We start from the raw sequence: 19132 nt of genomic DNA, 5'->3' as shown, positions 1-19132 counted from the left end.
CATTTTGAGTTATAATAGAACTATGAAAATCACAAAACTTGAAAAGAAAAAAAGACTCTATCTGATGGAGCTTGATAATGGCGACAAATGCTACATCACCGAAGATACAATTGTTCGCTTTATGTTATCAAGAGATAAGGTGATAAGTGAAGAAGAATTGAAAGAGATTCAGGACTTTGCCAAATTTTCTTACGGTAAAAATCTAGCTCTCTACCACCTATCCTTTAAAGCTCGCACTGAAAAAGAAGTCAGAGAATATCTGAAAAAATACGATATTGATGAAAACGTAGTTTCTCAAGTCATTATTAATCTTAAAGAAGATAAGTGGATTAATGATGCTCAGTACGCTTATGCTATCATCAACGCCAATCAGCTTTCAGGAGACAAGGGACCTTATGTATTGATTCAGAAACTAACACAAAAAGGGGTTCCAAAATCTACTATAGAAGAGAACTTGAAAGAATTTGATTTTTCTGAAGTTGCTCAACGTGTTGCAGAGAAACTGCTTAAAAAATACTCTGGAAAGCTTCCTGCTCGTGCTTTGCAGGATAAGATTATACAAAATCTGACCAACAAGGGGTTTTCCTATTCTGATGCTAAAAGTGCCTTTGACCAGTTGGATAGTCAAGTTGACCAAGAAACGACTCAGGAACTCATCTTCAAGGAACTTGATAAGCAATATGCTAAGTATACCCGAAAATATGAAGGATACGAACTTAAACAACGTTTAACTCAAGTTTTAGCACGAAAAGGCTACGATTTTTCGGATATAGCAAGCGCTCTCAGAGAATATCTTTAATATTTTCATGTAAAATTCACAGATTTTAGGTAATTTTATGGTACAATAGTAAACGATAAACTTATAAATTGTAGAAAGTTGGTTAGTTATGAAGCTTCCAAAAGAAGGCGACTTTATTACAATTCAAAGTTATAAGCATGATGGGAGTCTCCACCGAACTTGGCGGGACACCATGGTACTAAAAACAACAGAAAACGCCATTATTGGTGTCAACGATCATACACTGGTTACCGAAAGTGATGGTCGTCGTTGGGTCACTCGAGAACCGGCTATTGTTTACTTTCACAAGAAATATTGGTTTAATATCATTGCCATGATTCGCGATAATGGAATTTCCTACTATTGCAATATGGCTAGCCCCTACTATCTGGATGAAGAAGCACTGAAGTATATTGATTACGATTTGGATGTTAAAATTTTTACAGATGGGGAAAAACGTCTCTTGGACGTTGAGGAGTATGAGCGTCACAAACGCAAAATGAATTATTCTGATGACTTGGACTATATTTTAAAAGAACATGTCAAAATTCTTGTTGATTGGATTAACAATGGACGAGGTCCTTTCTCAGAAGCCTATGTAAACATTTGGTACAAGCGCTATGTAGAACTAAAGAATCGGTAAAGTTGTCAAACTAGGGTGAAGGCCCTGGTTTTTTTATTTTAAAAACCCAGCTTTACAGCTGGGCTTATCCTTATATATCTAATTTCGTAACAGTAAATTTAATATGAGAATAGTCTTTTTCAACATCCTTATCCAGTAAGAAAGCCGTGGCGTCCTTCTTAACCTGAACCAAATCAATATTTTGAGCCTGAGCTGCATAGACGCATCCACAATAACATTGACGGTAGATGTCATACTCTTCACACATCTCTACTGAACGTTTGTAGCCTTGATTTTTCTTGAAATCACTTGGAAGATAGTGGGTTGTATAAATTTTTTGCACATCGATTCCGATGCTGTTAATGGTTTGAGAATTCTTATGAGGACTGATGGTCAAGGCTGAGCCAAAGTAGTCAAAGCCCAAATCCATAGCCACTTGCGCTGTCTTATCCAGTCGGTAGTCAAAGCAAACCTTGCAACGGTCGCCACCTTCTGGCTCTTCTTCCAGTCCTCTGACTAACTTACGATATTCATTTGGTTCGTAGGGAGCTTCTAGATACTGGACCGTATTTCCAGTCCGCTCATTAAAATCACTGACAAATTTCTTGGTAACATAGGCTCGCTTGTGGTATTCTGCCTTGGGATGGATATTAGAATTGGCAAAATAAATGGTCACGTCTGCATACTTAGTCAAATATTCTAGGGTATAGGTACTGCAAGGGGCACAGCAAACATGCATGAGAATGGTTGGCCGTTGCTCATTTTTTTCCCATACTTGTACCATCTTCTGCATGACACGGTCATAATTAATCTTCTGATTGGGGTTCATCTTGCTCAGAATTTCTTCTACATCGATCATGTTCTTCTCCTTTTTCTAGTCTTATTTTATCATATAAATTAGGAGAGCTCAAATCTATTTAGAAGTGAATAGCATAAAAAGGAGGGGTGGCATTCTGAACTGCACCCCAAAAGTTAGACAGAAAAATCTAACTTTTGGAGTGTTTTTATTATGAAATTAACTTATGATGATAAAGTTCGGATCTATGAACTTAGAAAACAAGGATATAGCATAGAGAAGCTTTCAAATAAATTTGGGATAAACAATTCTAATATTAGGTATATGATTAAATTGATTGATCGTTACGGAATAGAGTTCGTCAAAAAAGGAAAAAATCGTTACTATTCTCCTGATTTAAAACAAGAAATGATTCATAAAGTCTTACATGAAGGCTGGACTAAAGATAGAGTTTCTCTTGAATACGGCCTCCCAAGTCGTACGATACTTCTTAACTGGCTAGCACAATACAGGAAAAACGGGTATACTATTGTTGAGAAAACAAGAGGGAGAGTACCTAAAATGGGACGTAAACCAAAGAAGAAACCCGAAGAGATGACAGAGTTAGAACGCCTTCAAGCAGAAAACGAGTATCTGCGAGCGGAGAATGCTGTCCTAAAAAAGTTGAGAGAACTCCGCTTGAAGGAGGAAAAAGAGAAAGAAGAAAGACAGAAATTGTTCAAGAATTAATGACTGAGTTTTCGTTAAATATTCTTCTAAAAGCCATTAAACTAGCTCGTTCGACCTACTACTATCACTTGAAACAGCTAGACAAACCAGATAAGGACCAAGAGCTTAAAGCTAAAATTCAATCCATTTTTATCGAACACAAGGGAAATTATGGCTATCGTCGGATTCATTTAGAATTAAGAAATCGTGGTTATGTGGTCAATCATAAAAGAGTTCAACGCTTGATGAAAGTGCTCAATTTACAAGCTAAAATGCGACAGAAACGAAAATATTCTTCTCATAAAGGAGATGTTGGCAAGAAAGCAGACAACCTTATTCAACGCCGGTTTGAAGCATCGAAACCAATGGAAAAGTGCTATACGGATGTGACAGAGTTTGCCATTCCAAATAGCACACAGAAACTCTATTTATCGCCTGTTTTAGATGGATTTAACAGTGAAATTATTGCTTATCATCTTTCTACTTCGCCCAACTTAGAGCAAGTAAAAACGATGTTGGAGCAGGCATTCACAGAGAAACACTACGAGAATACGATTCTCCATAGTGACCAGGGCTGGCAATACCAACACGATTCTTATCATCAGTTTCTAGAGGGTAAGGGAATTCAAGCATCCATGTCACGTAAGGGTAACAGCTCAGACAATGGTATGATGGAGTCCTTCTTTGGGATTCTGAAATCGGAAATGTTTTACGGTTATGAGAAGTCGTTTCAGTCGCTTAAGCAATTGGAACAAGCCATTGTAGACTATATTGATTACTACAACAATAAACGAATTAAGGTAAAACTAAAAGGACTCAGTCCTGTGCAATACAGAACTAAATCCTTTGGATAAATTAATTGTCTAACTTTTTGGGGTCAGTACATTCCCTCCTTTTGTGTTTTTTATAAGTTGCTATCTACAGAAAGCTTACATCATGCCGCCCATCATGCTTGGGTCCATTGCTGGAGCTGGGGCCACTGGTTCTGGTTTATTGGCTACAACTGCTTCTGTAGTCAAAATCAAGCTGGCTACAGATGCTGCATTTTGAAGGGCAGAACGACTAACCTTAACTGGATCGATAATCCCTTGATCAATCATATTGACCCACTCACCAGTTGCTGCGTTGAAACCTGTACCAAGCTCGGCATTTTTCAAACGATCGATAACGATAGATCCTTCAAATCCTGCATTGTGCGCAATCTGACGAACAGGTTCTTCCAAGGCACGGAGAACAATATTGCGGCCCGTTGCTTCGTCTCCTGTCAATTCCAAATCAGCCACGGCTGGGATAACATTTACAAGGGCTGTTCCACCACCTGCAACGATTCCTTCTTCAACAGCTGCACGAGTAGCGTTGAGGGCATCTTCAATGCGGAGTTTCATTTCTTTCAACTCAGTTTCAGTTGCGGCTCCAACCTTAATAACCGCTACACCACCTGACAATTTTGCCAAGCGTTCTTGCAATTTTTCACGATCAAATTCAGAAGTTGTGGTTTCGATTTGAGACTTGATAACTGCAACACGGTGAGAAATCGCTTCAGGATTTCCAGCACCTTCTACGATAACCGTGCTATCTTTGTCCACAGTTACTCTCGCTGCTTGACCAAGAGCTTCAATTGTCGCATCTTTCAACTCAAGACCTAGGTCTTCTGTGATAACTGTTCCGCCTGTTAAGATGGCGATATCTTCAAGCATGGCTTTGCGACGGTCACCAAAACCAGGTGCCTTAACGGCTACTACGTTGAAGGTTCCACGAATCTTGTTCAAAACAAGAGTTGGAAGAGCTTCGCCATCAACATCATCCGCAATAATCAAGAGTGGACGATTGCTTTGGAGAATGCTTTCTAGAAGTGGTAAGATTTCTTGGATATTTGAAATCTTCTTATCAGTAATCAAAATGTATGGATTTTCAAGGTCAGCTACCATTTTTTCGCTATCTGTCACCATGTACTGTGAAAGATAACCACGGTCGAACTGCATTCCTTCTACGACTTCAAGCTCTGTTTCCATACCACGTGACTCTTCGATAGTGATGACTCCGTCTTTGCCAACTTTTTCCATAGCTTCAGAAATGTATTCACCGACTTTTTCAGAACGAGAAGATACGGCAGCAACCTGAGCGATAGCTTCTTTGTTGGCAACAGGAATAGCATTGTTTTTCAAGGCTTCAACTGCTGCAGCAACTGCTGTTTCAATCCCACGACGGATACCGATTGGATTTGCACCTGCTGTGACGTTTTTGATTCCTTCACGGACGATTGCTTGGGTCAAAACAGTTGCAGTTGTAGTCCCATCACCTGCAATATCATTGGTTTTTGAAGCTACTTCTGATACCAATTTGGCACCCATATTTTCAAAATGGTCTTCCAATTCGATTTCTTTGGCAATAGTTACACCGTCATTGGTGATGAGTGGTGAACCGAATGATTTTTCAAGAACAACATTGCGGCCTTTTGGTCCCAAGGTTACTTTAACAGTGTCTGCAAGGATATCGACACCACGGACCATAGCTGAACGGGCATCTGATGAAAATTTAATTTCTTTTGACATACTTACTTTCTCCTTCTATTCTTCAATGATTGCCAAGATGTTAGCTTCGCCAACGATGATGTACTTTTCATCGCCATCTTTGACATCAAGACCTGCGTGAGCTTCAACTAAGACACGGTCTCCAGCTTTAACACTTGGAGCAACCAAGTCACCGTTCAAGGTACGAACACCTTGTCCAGTAGCCACTACTGTAGCTGTTTTCGTTTCTTCTTGGGCTGATTTTGCGAGGACAAAGCCTCCAACAGTTTGTTCTTTTTCTTCAATTTTCAAGACCACACGGTCTCCTAATGGTTTCAACATCTGATTTCCTCCATAATGAGATAGATATTATTAGCACTCTTTATACCTAAGTGCTAAATCATAGTTCTATTGTATCACTTGGTCAGAAATAGTCAAGAAAAAAGTCTGACTTTCTCAAGATAAAAAGCCTGAGACAAACTCAGACTTTTCGATGTTTAAAATGGCAATTCTTCCTCTTCCAAAACCAAATCTGCCAAATCCTTCCCTGCGTTATTTTCTCGCATAGCACGTTGGGCACGACTTTCCAAGAGTTGGAATCCTGTGACAAGGACTTCGGTCACGTAGTTCATCTGACCGTTTTTCTCAAAACGACGGGTACGTAATTCTCCATCCACAGAAATAAGACTACCTTTGGTTGCGTAGCTTGCCAAAGTTTCTGCTAGTCTACCCCATAAAACCATATTAACAAAATCAGCTTCGCGTTCACCGTTTTGGTCTTTGTAACGACGGTTCACAGCGATCGTTGCGCGCGCTACTGACTTGTCATTATTGGTTTTGTGCAATTCTGGTGTAGACGTTAAACGTCCAATCATGATAACTTTATTATACATATTTTCTTCCTCCTACTTATCTATTCGTAGGAAATCAAAAAAAGTTACAGAAATTTGTAACTTTTCGAGAAAATTTTTTAGTTTTTATGAACCATGAAACCTGTCGCCTGTTGATTGGCCATAATGGTCATATCTGTAATCTGAACACGACGAGGTTGACTGGTCACATAGACTACTGTGTCGGCGATGTCCGGTGCCTGCAAGGCTTCGATCCCCTGATAAACCGTCGCAGCCCGCTCTTTGTCACCATGAAAACGCACTGTAGAAAAATCTGTTTCGACAATTCCAGGCTGAATGGTCGTCACCTTGATATCCGTTGCAATGGTATCAATTCGCAGACCATCTGAAAAGGTCTTAACTGCTGCCTTGGTAGCTGAATAAACTGCTGCACCTGCATAGGCGTAGATTCCTGCGGTTGACCCCATGTTGATGATATGTCCTTGATTGGCTTTTACCATTGTTGGCAAGAAACAGCGAGTGACTGCCATCAAACCTTTGACATTGGTATCCAACATAGTTAACATATCCAACTCTTCATAGTCTTGATAAGGTGCTAAACCTAGAGCCAGTCCGGCATTGTTGACCAGAATTTCAATCTGACCTATCGTTTCTAGAATATCAGAGCATACAGTCTTTACCATGGTCATATCCGTGACATCTAGGGGAAAAGTCCAAACTGTTTGATTTGGAAAAGTTTCTGCAAACTCCGACTTGAGGGTTTCTAGTCTGTCTATCCGTCGTCCAGTTAGAACGACATTCTCACCCTGCTCTAGATAAGCACGCGCAATCGCTTCACCAATTCCTGATGTCGCTCCTGTAATCACTACATTTTTTGCCATCTTATTTCCTTCTAGCTGGTCTATCAGATACTGACAAGTTCCTAAGCAGTCCAGTGTTTAGCTGGATCAAATGGAGTTCCGACAACTTGGTCTTCTGATAATTCAATCACACCACGTTTTTGCGGAGCATTTGGCAAGGCAAGTTCACGAGGGCTGCACATCATTCCAAAACTCTTTTCACCACGAAGTTCGCCTGGGAAAATGAGATTGCCTTTTGGCATCATGGCACCAGGTAAAGCGACAATGGTTTTCAATCCGACACGCGCATTAGGAGCCCCTGCAACGATTTGTACAGTCTTATCACTTGCGACTGCAACTTGGCAGATGTTGAGGTGATCACTATCTGGATGAGCTACCATCTCGACAATTTCACCAACAACAAACTTAGGCTCTTTGTCATTGATAATTTCTTCTGTAAAACTTTCCGCCTGCAATTCTTGGTTCAAACGAACGACTTGCTCATCTGATAAAAAGACTTGACCGCGCTCTGTAATTTCAAACAAACTTGAAACTTCGAAAATATTCCAAGCCACTGTTTCCCCATTATCTTTGAGAAAAACACGAGCTACCTTTCCTTTGCGCTCCACATCCAGTTTGGCATCTCCGCTGTTTTTCACGATGACCATAAGGACATCGCCGACATGTTCTTTATTATATGTAAAAATCATTGTTTCCTTTTTCTCCTATTTCAGTCCTGCTAAAAAATCGTTAATTTGTTGCTTGCTTTTACGGTCGCGGTTTACAAAACGGCCAATTTCCTTGTCCTTTTCTAGAACAACAAGGCTAGGGATTCCATATACATCCCAGAGTTTGGCCAAATCCATATACTGGTCTCTATCCACTCGAATAAAGGTGAACTCTGGATTGGTCTCCTCAATTTCTGGCAAGGCAGGATAGATATAACGACAATCGCCACACCAGTCCGCCACAAAAAGAAAGACTTTCTTGCCATCCTTTTCAACTAAAGATGCCAATTCTTCTAAACTTGCTGGCTGTATCATAAGACTTCCTCCTCATAGACTATGTCTTCATTTTCATAGATAAAGGTATAATGACGACCATCCTCAAAAATGACACCACCGACTAGTCGTTCTAGACTACTTTCATAAACTTGAACATAGAGAGTCGCAATTTCCCCCATATCTGAAAAATGGTCTCGCACAATCGCTGTCAACTCTTCCTGAGTCTTCATGAGCTTACGGTCATCTGCAACTTTTTTCGTAGCAAGGGCAAGGCTCCCAATACCTATCAGAGCCAGACCTGCCATCCACATTTTTTTAGCTTTCATACCATTCATTTTAACACAAAAAAGGCTTTAGGACAAATGAGGAAGCAGCAGAAAAGCAAGTAAAAAGCCTCTTCCTTTAAGGAAAAGGACTTCTTATTCTTATTGCCAGGCGCCTGAGTTACCAACGTAGTAGCCATCAGGTGTGTAGGTATTGCGAAGCATCTTACCTGATGAAGCTAGATAATACCACTTGCCATTATCTTTGACCCAATCATTCGCTAGCATGGCACCAGAAGAACTTACATAATACCATTCTCCCTTGTCATAAATCCAAGTGCTTGCTTTCATGGCCCCTGAAGCTGATAAATAGTACCACTTGCCTTGGTCGTAAAGCCAGTCACTCGCAATCATAGCTCCTGATGATTTAAAGGCATACCAGTTGCTACCTTGATAAAGCCAAGTTTGATTGAACATGACTCCTTTATCATTCATAAAGTACCAAGTTCCCTTGTCATAAACCCAATCCTTCTGCACTAATTGACCTTGTTTTTGATAGTACCATTTTTGGTTTGATTTTAGCCAGCTTTCTGCTTTCACAATTGGATAAAGTTCTTTGAAAGATCCTCCATCATCATATTTATGACTGACAAACTTTAGTTTTTCAAGTTTCAACTCGTCATTATCATAATTTGCCCAAGCAAAAACTTTTTGACCATTAACAGTCTCTGGTAAGGTAGCAGTGTAAGTCTTAGTTTGATAATCCCATTTAGCATCGAGGTAAGTGTATTGATTATTGGATTCTTCAATACGATAATAACCTCTCTTTCCACTATCATTATGAATATCATCCACAACTTTCGTTGACCAGGTCTTCACTTCGTTTCCGCTCTTGGCCTCTACCTTGATATCTCCTCTATAGCCATATGGAACATAGAAATTCAGGTAACGCCCTTCTATACCAATCATAGACTTGTCCTTTTCTTGGCCTAGAAAATTGACAGTCTGATCTTGACCATTGAGACTAACTGTCCACTCGATTTTCTCGTTTTTAGGCAAATCCAAGACTTTGATATCTACTTCATGACCATTGTTAAACCGAAGAATCTTGCCATCTTGATACTGTACTCCACACTTAACAACCCATTCTTCTTTAAGCTCAAATGCCTGACCTGAATGTGGAAAAGCCAGTAAAGCTAGACCAGCTAGAGACAAACCAAATAATGTTATTTTTTTCATCGTAGATCCTCCTTAGGATTTTTTATGTTAATTATATCACTATGTTTTTATTTTGCAACTCATATCCTAAATATGCAAGCAAAAAACCTCTGAGATTCTTCTCAAAGGTTATAATCTAGCTAATTGCTGTTCTCAACTGCTGCAGTGACAAAGGCTGTGTAGAGTTCTTCTGGGCGGTTTGGACGACTTGAAAGTTCAGGGTGATACTGACACGCTACAAAGAATTTATTTTCAGGAATTTCCACGATTTCGACCAAACGATTATCTGGAGAAACTCCTGAAAAGACAAAGCCTGCTACCTCAAACTGCTCACGGAAGGCGTTGTTAAACTCATAGCGGTGACGGTGACGGCGTTGCACCACTTCTTGATTGTGATAAGCAGCTGCTGCCTTAGAGCCACGTTTTAGTTTAGACGGATAAAGTCCCAAGCGAAGGGTTCCCCCCATATCCTCAACGTCAATCTGATCACGCATGATATCAATGATAGGGTATTTTGTTTCAGGTGCAAGCTCTGCAGAATTGGCACCTTCAAGACCTAAAACGTGACGAGCAAACTCAATACAAGTCAACTGCATGCCCAAGCAGACACCCAACATTGGAACATCCTTTTCACGCGCATAGCGGATAGCTTGGATTTTCCCTTCCGTACCACGTTGTCCAAAACCACCGGGTACGATGATTCCGTCCGCATCAGACAAAAGCTCTGCCACATTCTCTGCTGTAACATCATTGGCATTGATCCAATTGATCTTAACTTCTGCGTCGTTGGCATAACCAGAGTGTTTCAAAGCTTCAACCACTGAGATGTAGGCATCTTGCAACTCCACATACTTACCAACAAGGGAAATTTTAACTTGTTTCTTAAGGTTCATGACCTTGTCCACCATGGCTGACCATTCTGTCATATCCGCTGCTGGTGCGTCTAATTTCAAGTGGTCACAGACAATTTGGTCCATACCTTGAGCCTGCAAGTTCAATGGAATTTGGTAAAGGTGTTCAACATCCAACGATTCGATAACGGCTTCTGGTGCCACATCACAGAACTGGGCTAGTTTGTTTTTAATTCCTTGGCCAGCTGGCTCTTCTGTACGAATAACCAACATATTTGGTTGGATTCCCAATCCACGCAATTCTTTTACAGAGTGTTGAGTTGGTTTGGTTTTCATTTCACCAGCAGCCTTGAGGTAAGGAAGCAAGGTTGTATGGATGTACATAACATTATCCGCCCCCACATCTGCCTTCATCTGACGAAGGGCCTCTAGGAATGGCAAGGACTCGATATCCCCAACAGTTCCACCGACCTCTGTGATAATGACATCAGAATCAGTCGTTAGAGCGGCACGCTTGATTTTTTCTTTCAAAGCATCTGTGATATGAGGAATGACTTGAACAGTTGCCCCAAGGTATTCTCCACGGCGTTCCTTACGAAGCACTTCACTGTAAATTTTACCAGTTGTCACGTTGGAATATTTATTAAGATTGATATCGATGAAACGTTCATAGTGACCCAAGTCCAAATCTGTCTCAGCTCCGTCATCTGTCACAAAAACTTCCCCGTGCTGGTAAGGGCTCATAGTTCCCGGATCGATATTGATATAAGGGTCAAACTTTTGAATGGTTACTTTGAGACCACGATTTTTCAAGAGACGGCCCAAACTCGCTGCAACAATCCCTTTCCCAATAGACGATACCACACCACCAGTTACAAAAATATATTTCGTTGACATAGATTCCTCTTTCTAAAATGCTCAATGTCTTGTCAACTACGAGGGGACATAGAAAACAAGACCCTACTAATAAGAATAATCTGGGATGACTGCACCAGATTCACAACAAATACTCTTCGAAAATCAAATTCAAACCACGTCAGCTGCGCCTTACCGTACTCAAGTACAGCTTGCGGCTAGCTTCCTAGTTTGCTCTTTGATTTTCATTGAGTATAAAATACAAGAATATAACTTCTTGAAAAAACAAAAATAGCTCCCTAAGAACTAGGGAGCCCCGACCTCCAAAAGAGGTGCCCGAACAATATGATACCTAAAAATAGGATAATTGTCAATAGCTAACTTTTATTCCTCGATGTTTTCAGTATCATCATCTGAAAACTCGTCGTCTTCTTCGTTGAGATCCACGTCTTCACCCAAGTCATCAGGAGCGATTTCGTTGATTTCTGCATCGTAAGCTTCCACTTCATTTTTCTCATCATCTGGATTTTCATCATCGTATGAAAGAGCTGGATCTGCTTCGTATGCATCTTCGTCTTCTGGATCATCTGCATTGTAGTCAATAGCATCTGAATCACCATCCATGAAGGCATTGACACGTTTTTTCTTAGCTTTTGGTGCTACTTCATCGTCGTCATTTTCCTCAAGAGCGATGATTTCTTCGTCGATTTCATCCACACCATACCATGAACGAAGCCCCCATTTGTTATCTCCAAGTGAGATGAAGCTACCGTCAAAGTTCAACTCTGTGTAGAACAAAGGTAAAGCTTCGCGGATATCGCTGTTTGATGTTCCAAGGTAGTTTTGAATTTCGTTTACAAGATCGCTAAAATGCATCTCATGATCGCGACCACGAAGTTCCAAGATAGCACGCGCTACCTCAATCATAGATAGTTCACTTTTTTCTTGCCCAGCAAATACTTCTAATTCCAAAGCGTTTCTCCTCATTTTTACTACTATCGCCAGAGTAAACAGACTCTGACCTCATTTTATCATTTACTCTTTATTTTACGATAATTTTGCGGAATAGTCAAAGGTTAAATGAGAGAAAGTGACAGGACTTTTTATTTCTTTGCTACCCAGCCGATGGTGTCGCTTGGTGGATTTTCGGTATCAATCCAGATGAATTCGATGCAATGGTATATGAAATTAAGTAACAATATTGTACTTCTCAGGTCGGTTCGAACTAACAAAATCTGGTATGTAAATCCTCGCATTCCCAAAATAGATTAAACATATTTCTTATATAACGCAAAAACAGTTAAAAAAATTAGTACAATAGAAGATATAATCCAAATAATATTTATATTCAGTCTAATCTCTGATATATTTTCGACTTGCTGTTTAAATTCAGATTCAGAAAATAAACTACCAATATCTTCCTCTGTCAAAATATCTTTATAATTATTTTTTAATCTCTCAAAGACTTTATTAAAATCTGTTATATCTTTATTAAATTTTTTATTAGATAAATAACAATAAATTAAAGAACCTAGCAGCGCGAACAGCAACAACCATAGAATATCTTTACTAAAAATATTATCTAGAGGAGAATCAGATACAATATTAGCTATCATAGTAGTCGTAATAAATGCTACTAACGCAACAAAGTTATTACTAAAACTACCAATTATAACATTACGATACTGATCCATTTCATACAGTGTATGTACTATAAAATCACCTATATCCTTTTTAGCACTTAGATATTCGCTCACATTATTTTTTATATATAAATTATAAGCCCTTGAAACATCTCTCACACTTAATTTTAAATCACTAAAATGAAATGTTGGTGATTCTATCACTTCTCTTGCTATTGTAAGTTTATCCAGATAAATATCATCATGGTAAATCCAACTAAAAATATCATATATTTCTTTAGTATATAAAAAAGAAAATTGATTTATATTTATAACATCTGTTATGTTCTTTGTTGCATTTTTCGATAAATTTAATTTCTCTTTGTGAAGAAATGAAAAAGAAGCTAGATAGATAAATGAAAATAGTATCTCCCATTTTTGAAACAATTCTTTTATTCTAGAGTCGAACTCACTACTGACTATATGAAAATCATTTGGAAGTAAGGGAAACTCATTTAAATTAAAAAAATTATTAGTAAACAATACTTTCGAAAATAATTCTAATCTATTTATTTTCGAACATTCAAAACACTTATCTTCATAATATTTAAAAAATATAGTTTCTGTTCGATATGCTTTACCAAGCATATCGTTATCATAAACTTCAAAAAAAATATACTCTGTATTGCTAGTTATTATCGAACTTAAAAAATTCAGAAAATCAGTGTTATCAAGTTTGCTTAGATTATCAATAAACTTATTGTAATTAAAGATTGATAGAGTATGATTTAAAACATTCTTATTAATAGAAATAGTTACATCAATTTGATCAGAATCAGATATAAAATCTATATAAACATCATTCTGTGTTACATTATCAATCCGCAGCTCTCGCCCTGCATCATTAGTTAAATTAATTATTATTTTATCTCGTTCTGATACTGCTTTTATAAGAGTTTTAAAGAACGAAATCCTAGGTAGTGCTTTCAGAGAAAATGATTGTTTAGCTTCAAAATAAAGTCGATCATCATCAGTTTTAAATTTTTCTAATAGAATATCATATATTGTCATTTCTATGCGTAAATTCTAAATAAGTCGTTTCATCGGTAACTTGTATTTTTAAATACTTTTTCCCTTGTTCAATATAAGTTTCAATAACTTCTCTATTTTCTGAAACTGTTAATCTTATGCCCGGGTATACTTCATAATTTGTACGGATTCTAGCCTTTACAATATCGGCAACTACCTGAAAATTCCTCTCAAATTTTTTCTTTTCTGGTAATTCAAGTAATTCATTTTTAAATTGTTCTCTTGGAAATAATTCATCAATAGGAGAATAATCATTAAAAATGTCATCGATCATAGAATCATAATCCATAGTAGCATTTGTTCTAAAATAATGGATAAAAGAATTCCTTAAAAAAGCTCGATCTTTTGGATATTTTTGCTTAATTTTTCTATTCAAGAAACCATCAATAGCATTAAAAGCGTTTTTTGTGTTTTCCTCATCATTAGTCAATTCAATTAACTCAAGAAATTCATCATACCAATACTTAGTAATTGTATCTTGGTGTAGTTGAACTCCAATCTCTTCGTTACTAGTTTCATCAATATAAAAAGTTGCCGATTTGTAAATTTTAATATCTTTTGGAAAACCTTGTGTATCTGATAAACCTACTTGATTCACAAAAACAATGTGAGCTACTTTTGCAAGTAAAAACATATATCTTTCGTTATCACCATCATAGAACAAAGCTTGCATTAGTGACCCAACTTGAACAGATTTTTGCATTTTTTCTATTTTACTTTGTGCCCACAATTCTTTCTCCAACAACCTTTTAGAAATTGATTCAAAAAATACTTCACAATCAGTTGGTTCGTTTTGATTATCTATTATCTTTTTAATACAATTTAAGACTTGCGTCGTTACTGCCTTTGATTTATAGTTCTTAACAATTTTATTATCTGCCATAGTGATAAGAATTTCATGAAAGTAATCATCAAATTTTATACTATCATCTGGTATATTTTTTATTGTAATATTATTTTGCCTATCAATTGTATAAATAGTAGCTTGTTTTAATTCCATTAATTTTTCTCCTAATTACAGTTACTATTGTAAGCATTATACCAAAAAAACACAGTTTTTACACTGCGTTTTATTATATTTATATAATTACTTATTTCACCAACTTCTTCATCTCATCAATACGTGCGACGGTCGCGTCGTATTTAGCTTGGTAGTCGGCTTGTTTGTCGCGTTCTTTTTGGACGACTTCTGGTTTGGCATTGGCTACGAAGCGTTCGTTAGAGAGTTTCTTACCGACCATATCCAGTTCTTTTTGCCATTTAGCGAGTTCCTTGTCGAGACGAGCGAGTTCTTCTTCGACATTGAGGAGGTCAGCGAGTGGCAGGTAGATTTCTGCTCCTGTGATGACGCTTGACATAGCGAGTTCAGGTGCAGGAATAGTTGATGCGATTTCCAGGTGTTCTGGATTTGTGAAGCGTTTGATGTAGTTGACATTGCTGTTAAAGAAGGCTTCCAAGTCACTATCGCTTGTCTTAACAAGGATGGTGATTGGCTTGCTTGGAGCTACGTTTACTTCTGCACGCGCATTACGAACTGCACGAATCAAGTCTTTAAGACTTTCCACACCAGTGTGGGCAGCAAGGTCTTCAAAGGCTGAGTTGACAGTTGGGTATTCTGCTGTAACGATAGAACCTTCTGAGATTTGTCCAAAGATTTCCTCTGTCACGAATGGCATGATTGGGTGAAGGAGACGAAGAATCTTGTCCAAAGTATAAAGGAGAACAGAGCGTGTGATGACTTTCTCTTCTTCATTATCACTATAAAGGACTTCCTTAGTCAACTCAACATACCAGTCCGCAAATTCATCCCAAATGAAGTTGTAGAGGATGTGTCCAGCGACACCAAACTCAAACTTATCAAAGTTGGCAGTAGCTTTTCCGATCGTTTCATTGAGGTTGTGGAGAATCCAGCGGTCTGTGACATTACCAGCTTCCTTGTTGACAACTTTTTCCACATTGGCAGTTGCTTGCTCAAGAGTCAAACCTTCATTGTTCATGAGGATGTAGCGAGAGATGTTCCAGATCTTGTTGATGAAGTTCCATGAAGCATCCATTTTCTCGTAAGAGAAGCGCACGTCTTGCCCTGGTGCAGAACCATTTGAAAGGAACCAACGAAGGGCATCTGCACCGTATTTCTCAATAACATCCATTGGGTCAATCCCATTGCCAAGAGATTTAGACATCTTACGTCCTTGCTCGTCACGGATAAGACCGTGGATCAGAACGTTTTGGAATGGCTGACGACCAGTGAATTCCAATGATTGAAAGATCATACGAGATACCCAGAAGAAGATGATGTCGTAACCTGTAACCAAGGTTGAAGTTGGGAAGTAACGTTTGAAGTCTTCTGAGTCGACATCAGGCCAGCCCATGGTTGAGAATGGCCAAAGGGCTGAACTGAACCAAGTATCCAAGACATCTTCGTCCTGAGTCCATCCGTCACCTTCTGGCGCTTCTTCACCGACGTACATTTCACCCTCAGCATTGTACCAAGCAGGGATTTGGTGACCCCACCAGAGCTGACGAGAGATAACCCAGTCGTGGACATTTTCCATCCATTGGAGGAAGGTATCGTTGAAACGTGGCGGGTAGAATTCTACCTTGTCTTCTGTGTCTTGGTTGGCAATAGCATTCTTGGCCAATTGATCCATCTTGACGAACCACTGAGTAGACAAGCGTGGCTCCACCACAACACCTGTACGCTCTGAGTGACCAACACTGTGGACACGTTTTTCGATTTTAACAAGGGCACCGATTTCTTCCAGCTTAGCAATAACTGCCTTACGAGCTTCAAAACGGTCCATGCCTGCAAATTCGAAGGCCAAGTCATTCATAGTTCCGTCGTCGTTCATGACGTTGACTTGTGGCAAGTTGTGGCGTTGACCAACCAAGAAGTCGTTTGGATCGTGGGCAGGGGTGATTTTAACAACACCAGTACCAAACTCAGGATCAGCATGCTCATCCCCAACGATTGGGATCAATTTATTAGCGATTGGAAGGATGACGTTTTTACCGATCAAGTCCTTGTAGCGTGGATCTTCTGGATTGACCGCAACGGCAACGTCCCCAAACATGGTCTCAGGACGAGTGGTCGCAACTTCAAGGGCGCGCGAACCGTCTTCCAGCATATAATTCATGTGGTAGAAGGCACCTTCGACGTCCTTGTGAATCACCTCGATATCAGAAAGGGCAGTGCGAGCTGCTGGGTCCCAGTTGATGATAAACTCACCACGGTAGATCCAGCCTTTCTTGTAAAGGTCCACAAAGACCTTGCGAACGGCTTTTGACAAACCTTCATCAAGAGTGAAACGCTCGCGAGAATAGTCTACAGAGAGCCCCATCTTGCCCCACTGTTCCTTGATGGTAGTCGCATATTCGTCTTTCCATTCCCAGACTTTCGTCAAGAAAGACTCACGACCAAGGTCATAACGGCTAATGCCCTCACCACGCAAGCGCTCCTCAACCTTAGCCTGAGTGGCAATCCCCGCGTGGTCCATACCTGGAAGCCAAAGAGTATCAAACCCTTGCATGCGTTTTTGACGGATGATAATATCCTGCAAAGTCGTATCCCAAGCGTGACCAAGGTGGAGTTTACCAGTTACGTTTGGTGGTGGAATCACGATTGAATAAGGCTTAGCCTTTTGATCGCCTGAAGGCTTGAAAACATCTTCGTCAAGCCATTTTTGGTAACGACCAGCCTCAACCTCGGCTGGATTGTATTTAGGTGAAAGTTCTTTAGACATGTGTTTGTCCTTTCTCTATTGTATTCATTTTATCTTGAATTTGCTTAGCAGCTTCTTCTGCAGACAAATTCGTATTATTTATTTTAAAGTAGTGGTGCAGCTCATTCGGTTGATGTTGGGAATTTAATTGAAGTGTTTCAGCGGTCTCTAAAATTTCTCTTTCAGATAACTCAATATGTCGTTTTAAGGGTTTGTGCTTCAACCGGTTCTCCGTTCGATTTCGACGTAAGCGCTCTTCAAGACTTGTTTCCAACTCCACAAAAAGAATCTCTTGATGATAGTCATTCAACAAATCTTGAATTTGCTTTAAATACATCAGCTGGTACTGATTTGAAAAATCAATTACGTCTGTTAAAATTACTGATCGCTGATTTCTTGCACTTGCTCCAAGGAAAGAAAAGGTAATTCCACGAACAAATTCCCACATCTCCTCTGTATAATCCTGATAGATTTCTAGTGCAAAATCGATGGCTTGATGGTTATAAAAGAGGGTAGAATCCGTCAGTCGAGATAGTTCTTGACCAATCGTCATTTTTCCTGAGGCCGGAGCACCAATGATGAAAAGATGCATCAAATTCCCTCCCACTCACTTCTCAGCAAGCCATATATCAGACTGTCACAGCGGTTTCCTTGAACATCTTTACGGTCTCGGATGCGAGCTTCAAGAGTAAAACCAAGTTTTTCTGCAACTCGTTGACTTTGGATATTGTAGCCAAAGCAAGAGAGTTCAATCTTGTGAAGACCTAGTTCTCTAAAAGCTAGGTCAATCAAGGCTCGCGCTGCTTCTGGTACATAGCCTCGACCCCAATAGTCTGGATGCAAGGTATAGCCAAGCTCTAGCACATCATCCGCATAGCGGTGGTTGAAGTCAACCGAACCAATGACTTTATCTGTTCCTTTGACGACAAGCCCATAGCCAGCTGGGAGATTTTCCTTTTGATTGCGCTCAGGCAGAATATGCTCTAGATAGTAAACCTCATCTTCCAAGGTCTTGACGGGCGGAAATCCTGCTGGATAGGCGACCTCTGGGAGACTAGCGTAGGCATGAATATCTTCGGCGTCAGTCACTGTACGAACTCGCAAGACGAGCCGTTCGGTTTCTAAGCGTTCTGGTAATTCAGCTCTTGACATTCTTCTCACCTCGCTTTCTACAAAAAATCGCCCCTGCCATCTACATGACAGGGACGAATGTGTTTATCCGCGGTACCACCCAATTTCGGGCAGAGCCCGCAACTCTCGTCTTTAAAACAAAAAGACACTTTTATTTCAATTTTTCATCCATTAGCAACCAGTTTTGACACATTTATGGACTTCTCAGCACCGCCACTTTCTGTAAAATGTGGGATTCAAAACACCTCTAATGGCTATATTGTAGCAAGATTT

The 19132-nt window shown here is 39.5% G+C and carries 19 protein-coding genes; 3 read left to right on the top strand and 16 right to left on the bottom strand.

The window, feature by feature from the left end; translation table 11 throughout:
* The first annotated feature begins 22 nt into the window (after positions 1 to 22).
* Together recX and M594_RS02165 are read left to right on the top strand one after the other, a co-directional pair.
* Positions 23 to 799, top strand: a complete 777-nt coding sequence (gene recX / locus M594_RS02170; protein ID WP_173875851.1) for a recombination regulator RecX — start codon at positions 23 to 25, stop codon at positions 797 to 799.
* 88 nt (positions 800 to 887) lie between these two features.
* Complete coding sequence (locus tag M594_RS02165; protein WP_000775316.1) at positions 888 to 1421, top strand: DUF402 domain-containing protein; 534 nt, start codon at positions 888 to 890, stop codon at positions 1419 to 1421.
* Positions 1422 to 1491: 70 nt separating this feature from the next.
* Here M594_RS02165 and M594_RS02160 read toward each other — a convergent pair whose 3' ends face one another.
* The gene (locus tag M594_RS02160) at positions 1492 to 2259 is read right to left on the bottom strand and encodes an epoxyqueuosine reductase QueH (RefSeq protein WP_000567567.1); all 768 of its coding nucleotides are present in this window, start codon (positions 2257 to 2259) and stop codon (positions 1492 to 1494) included.
* 150 nt (positions 2260 to 2409) lie between these two features.
* Here M594_RS02160 and M594_RS02155 point away from each other — a divergent pair.
* Positions 2410 to 3758 (top strand): IS3 family transposase gene (locus tag M594_RS02155; RefSeq protein ID WP_173875850.1). Its coding sequence is split into 2 segments (ribosomal slippage): positions 2410 to 2851 and positions 2851 to 3758, totalling 1350 coding nucleotides; the frame shifts between segments, so codons are not numbered across the junction.
* 75 nt (positions 3759 to 3833) lie between these two features.
* On the opposite strand, the gene groL is transcribed toward M594_RS02155, so the two are convergent.
* From groL to M594_RS02080, 15 genes are all read right to left on the bottom strand, one after another.
* Positions 3834 to 5456, bottom strand: a complete 1623-nt coding sequence (gene groL / locus M594_RS02150) for a chaperonin GroEL (RefSeq protein WP_173875849.1) — start codon at positions 5454 to 5456, stop codon at positions 3834 to 3836.
* A gap of 15 nt (positions 5457 to 5471) precedes the next feature.
* Entirely contained in the window at positions 5472 to 5756 is a 285-nt protein-coding gene (groES, locus tag M594_RS02145; RefSeq protein ID WP_000917335.1) for a co-chaperone GroES, read from the bottom strand.
* Between the two features lie 155 nt (positions 5757 to 5911).
* Positions 5912 to 6307, bottom strand: a complete 396-nt coding sequence (locus M594_RS02140; protein ID WP_173875848.1) for a single-stranded DNA-binding protein — start codon at positions 6305 to 6307, stop codon at positions 5912 to 5914.
* Between the two features lie 77 nt (positions 6308 to 6384).
* Positions 6385 to 7146: an SDR family NAD(P)-dependent oxidoreductase gene (locus M594_RS02135; RefSeq protein WP_173875847.1), complete on the bottom strand. Its 762-nt coding sequence runs from the start codon at positions 7144 to 7146 to the stop codon at positions 6385 to 6387.
* 41 nt (positions 7147 to 7187) lie between these two features.
* The gene (gene ytpR, locus M594_RS02130) at positions 7188 to 7814 is read right to left on the bottom strand and encodes a YtpR family tRNA-binding protein (RefSeq protein ID WP_173875846.1); all 627 of its coding nucleotides are present in this window, start codon (positions 7812 to 7814) and stop codon (positions 7188 to 7190) included.
* A 15-nt stretch (positions 7815 to 7829) separates the two neighbouring features.
* Positions 7830 to 8147: a thioredoxin family protein gene (locus M594_RS02125; RefSeq protein WP_000615777.1), complete on the bottom strand. Its 318-nt coding sequence runs from the start codon at positions 8145 to 8147 to the stop codon at positions 7830 to 7832.
* Positions 8144 to 8443 carry a DUF4651 domain-containing protein gene (locus tag M594_RS02120; protein ID WP_173875845.1) on the bottom strand — a complete coding sequence of 100 codons (300 nt, stop codon included), beginning with the start codon at positions 8441 to 8443 and terminating at the stop codon, positions 8144 to 8146. Before M594_RS02120 ends, M594_RS02125 begins: the two co-directional genes overlap by 4 nt.
* Before the next feature lie 90 nt (positions 8444 to 8533).
* Positions 8534 to 9610 (bottom strand): N-acetylmuramoyl-L-alanine amidase family protein, encoded by a 1077-nt coding sequence (locus M594_RS02115; RefSeq protein ID WP_173875844.1) that lies wholly within the window; start codon positions 9608 to 9610, stop codon positions 8534 to 8536.
* A 119-nt stretch (positions 9611 to 9729) separates the two neighbouring features.
* Positions 9730 to 11337 (bottom strand): CTP synthase, encoded by a 1608-nt coding sequence (locus M594_RS02110; RefSeq protein ID WP_173875843.1) that lies wholly within the window; start codon positions 11335 to 11337, stop codon positions 9730 to 9732.
* Positions 11338 to 11679: 342 nt separating this feature from the next.
* A complete protein-coding gene (gene rpoE / locus M594_RS02105) occupies positions 11680 to 12267 on the bottom strand; it encodes a DNA-directed RNA polymerase subunit delta (RefSeq protein WP_000418409.1) in 588 nt (195 codons plus the stop codon).
* A 296-nt stretch (positions 12268 to 12563) separates the two neighbouring features.
* A complete protein-coding gene (locus M594_RS02100) occupies positions 12564 to 13988 on the bottom strand; it encodes a hypothetical protein (protein WP_173875842.1) in 1425 nt (474 codons plus the stop codon).
* The gene (locus M594_RS02095; protein ID WP_173875841.1) at positions 13975 to 15006 is read right to left on the bottom strand and encodes a nucleoid-associated protein; all 1032 of its coding nucleotides are present in this window, start codon (positions 15004 to 15006) and stop codon (positions 13975 to 13977) included. Before M594_RS02095 ends, M594_RS02100 begins: the two co-directional genes overlap by 14 nt.
* Before the next feature lie 91 nt (positions 15007 to 15097).
* Positions 15098 to 17749 (bottom strand): valine--tRNA ligase, encoded by a 2652-nt coding sequence (locus M594_RS02090; protein ID WP_173875840.1) that lies wholly within the window; start codon positions 17747 to 17749, stop codon positions 15098 to 15100.
* Complete coding sequence (locus M594_RS02085) at positions 17742 to 18320, bottom strand: AAA family ATPase (RefSeq protein ID WP_173875839.1); 579 nt, start codon at positions 18318 to 18320, stop codon at positions 17742 to 17744. Before M594_RS02085 ends, M594_RS02090 begins: the two co-directional genes overlap by 8 nt.
* Positions 18320 to 18880 carry a GNAT family N-acetyltransferase gene (locus M594_RS02080; protein WP_173875838.1) on the bottom strand — a complete coding sequence of 187 codons (561 nt, stop codon included), beginning with the start codon at positions 18878 to 18880 and terminating at the stop codon, positions 18320 to 18322. The genes M594_RS02085 and M594_RS02080 overlap by 1 nt, the downstream gene beginning before the upstream one ends.
* Between the last annotated feature and the right edge of the window lie 252 nt (positions 18881 to 19132).

This window comes from Streptococcus mitis (assembly GCF_013305725.1).
Lineage (GTDB): Bacteria > Bacillota > Bacilli > Lactobacillales > Streptococcaceae > Streptococcus > Streptococcus mitis_BO.
This window is presented reverse-complemented; position numbering and strand designations above follow the sequence as displayed.

Excerpts from the sequence above, each read along its gene's own strand:
- M594_RS02090 (WP_173875840.1), bottom strand. The coding sequence starts at position 17,749 with ATGTCTAAAGAACTTTCACCTAAATACAATCCAGCCGAGGTTGAGGCT.
- M594_RS02160 (WP_000567567.1), bottom strand. The coding sequence starts at position 2,259 with ATGATCGATGTAGAAGAAATTCTGAGCAAGATGAACCCCAATCAGAAG.
- M594_RS02125 (WP_000615777.1), bottom strand. The coding sequence starts at position 8,147 with ATGATACAGCCAGCAAGTTTAGAAGAATTGGCATCTTTAGTTGAAAAG.
- recX (WP_173875851.1), top strand. The coding sequence starts at position 23 with ATGAAAATCACAAAACTTGAAAAGAAAAAAAGACTCTATCTGATGGAG.
- M594_RS02135 (WP_173875847.1), bottom strand. The coding sequence starts at position 7,146 with ATGGCAAAAAATGTAGTGATTACAGGAGCGACATCAGGAATTGGTGAA.
- M594_RS02095 (WP_173875841.1), bottom strand. The coding sequence starts at position 15,006 with ATGGAATTAAAACAAGCTACTATTTATACAATTGATAGGCAAAATAAT.
- M594_RS02110 (WP_173875843.1), bottom strand. The coding sequence starts at position 11,337 with ATGTCAACGAAATATATTTTTGTAACTGGTGGTGTGGTATCGTCTATT.
- M594_RS02140 (WP_173875848.1), bottom strand. The coding sequence starts at position 6,307 with ATGTATAATAAAGTTATCATGATTGGACGTTTAACGTCTACACCAGAA.
- M594_RS02120 (WP_173875845.1), bottom strand. The coding sequence starts at position 8,443 with ATGAATGGTATGAAAGCTAAAAAAATGTGGATGGCAGGTCTGGCTCTG.
- M594_RS02115 (WP_173875844.1), bottom strand. The coding sequence starts at position 9,610 with ATGAAAAAAATAACATTATTTGGTTTGTCTCTAGCTGGTCTAGCTTTA.
- M594_RS02080 (WP_173875838.1), bottom strand. The coding sequence starts at position 18,880 with ATGTCAAGAGCTGAATTACCAGAACGCTTAGAAACCGAACGGCTCGTC.
- groES (WP_000917335.1), bottom strand. The coding sequence starts at position 5,756 with ATGTTGAAACCATTAGGAGACCGTGTGGTCTTGAAAATTGAAGAAAAA.
- M594_RS02100 (WP_173875842.1), bottom strand. The coding sequence starts at position 13,988 with ATGACAATATATGATATTCTATTAGAAAAATTTAAAACTGATGATGAT.
- groL (WP_173875849.1), bottom strand. The coding sequence starts at position 5,456 with ATGTCAAAAGAAATTAAATTTTCATCAGATGCCCGTTCAGCTATGGTC.
- ytpR (WP_173875846.1), bottom strand. The coding sequence starts at position 7,814 with ATGATTTTTACATATAATAAAGAACATGTCGGCGATGTCCTTATGGTC.
- M594_RS02085 (WP_173875839.1), bottom strand. The coding sequence starts at position 18,320 with ATGCATCTTTTCATCATTGGTGCTCCGGCCTCAGGAAAAATGACGATT.
- M594_RS02165 (WP_000775316.1), top strand. The coding sequence starts at position 888 with ATGAAGCTTCCAAAAGAAGGCGACTTTATTACAATTCAAAGTTATAAG.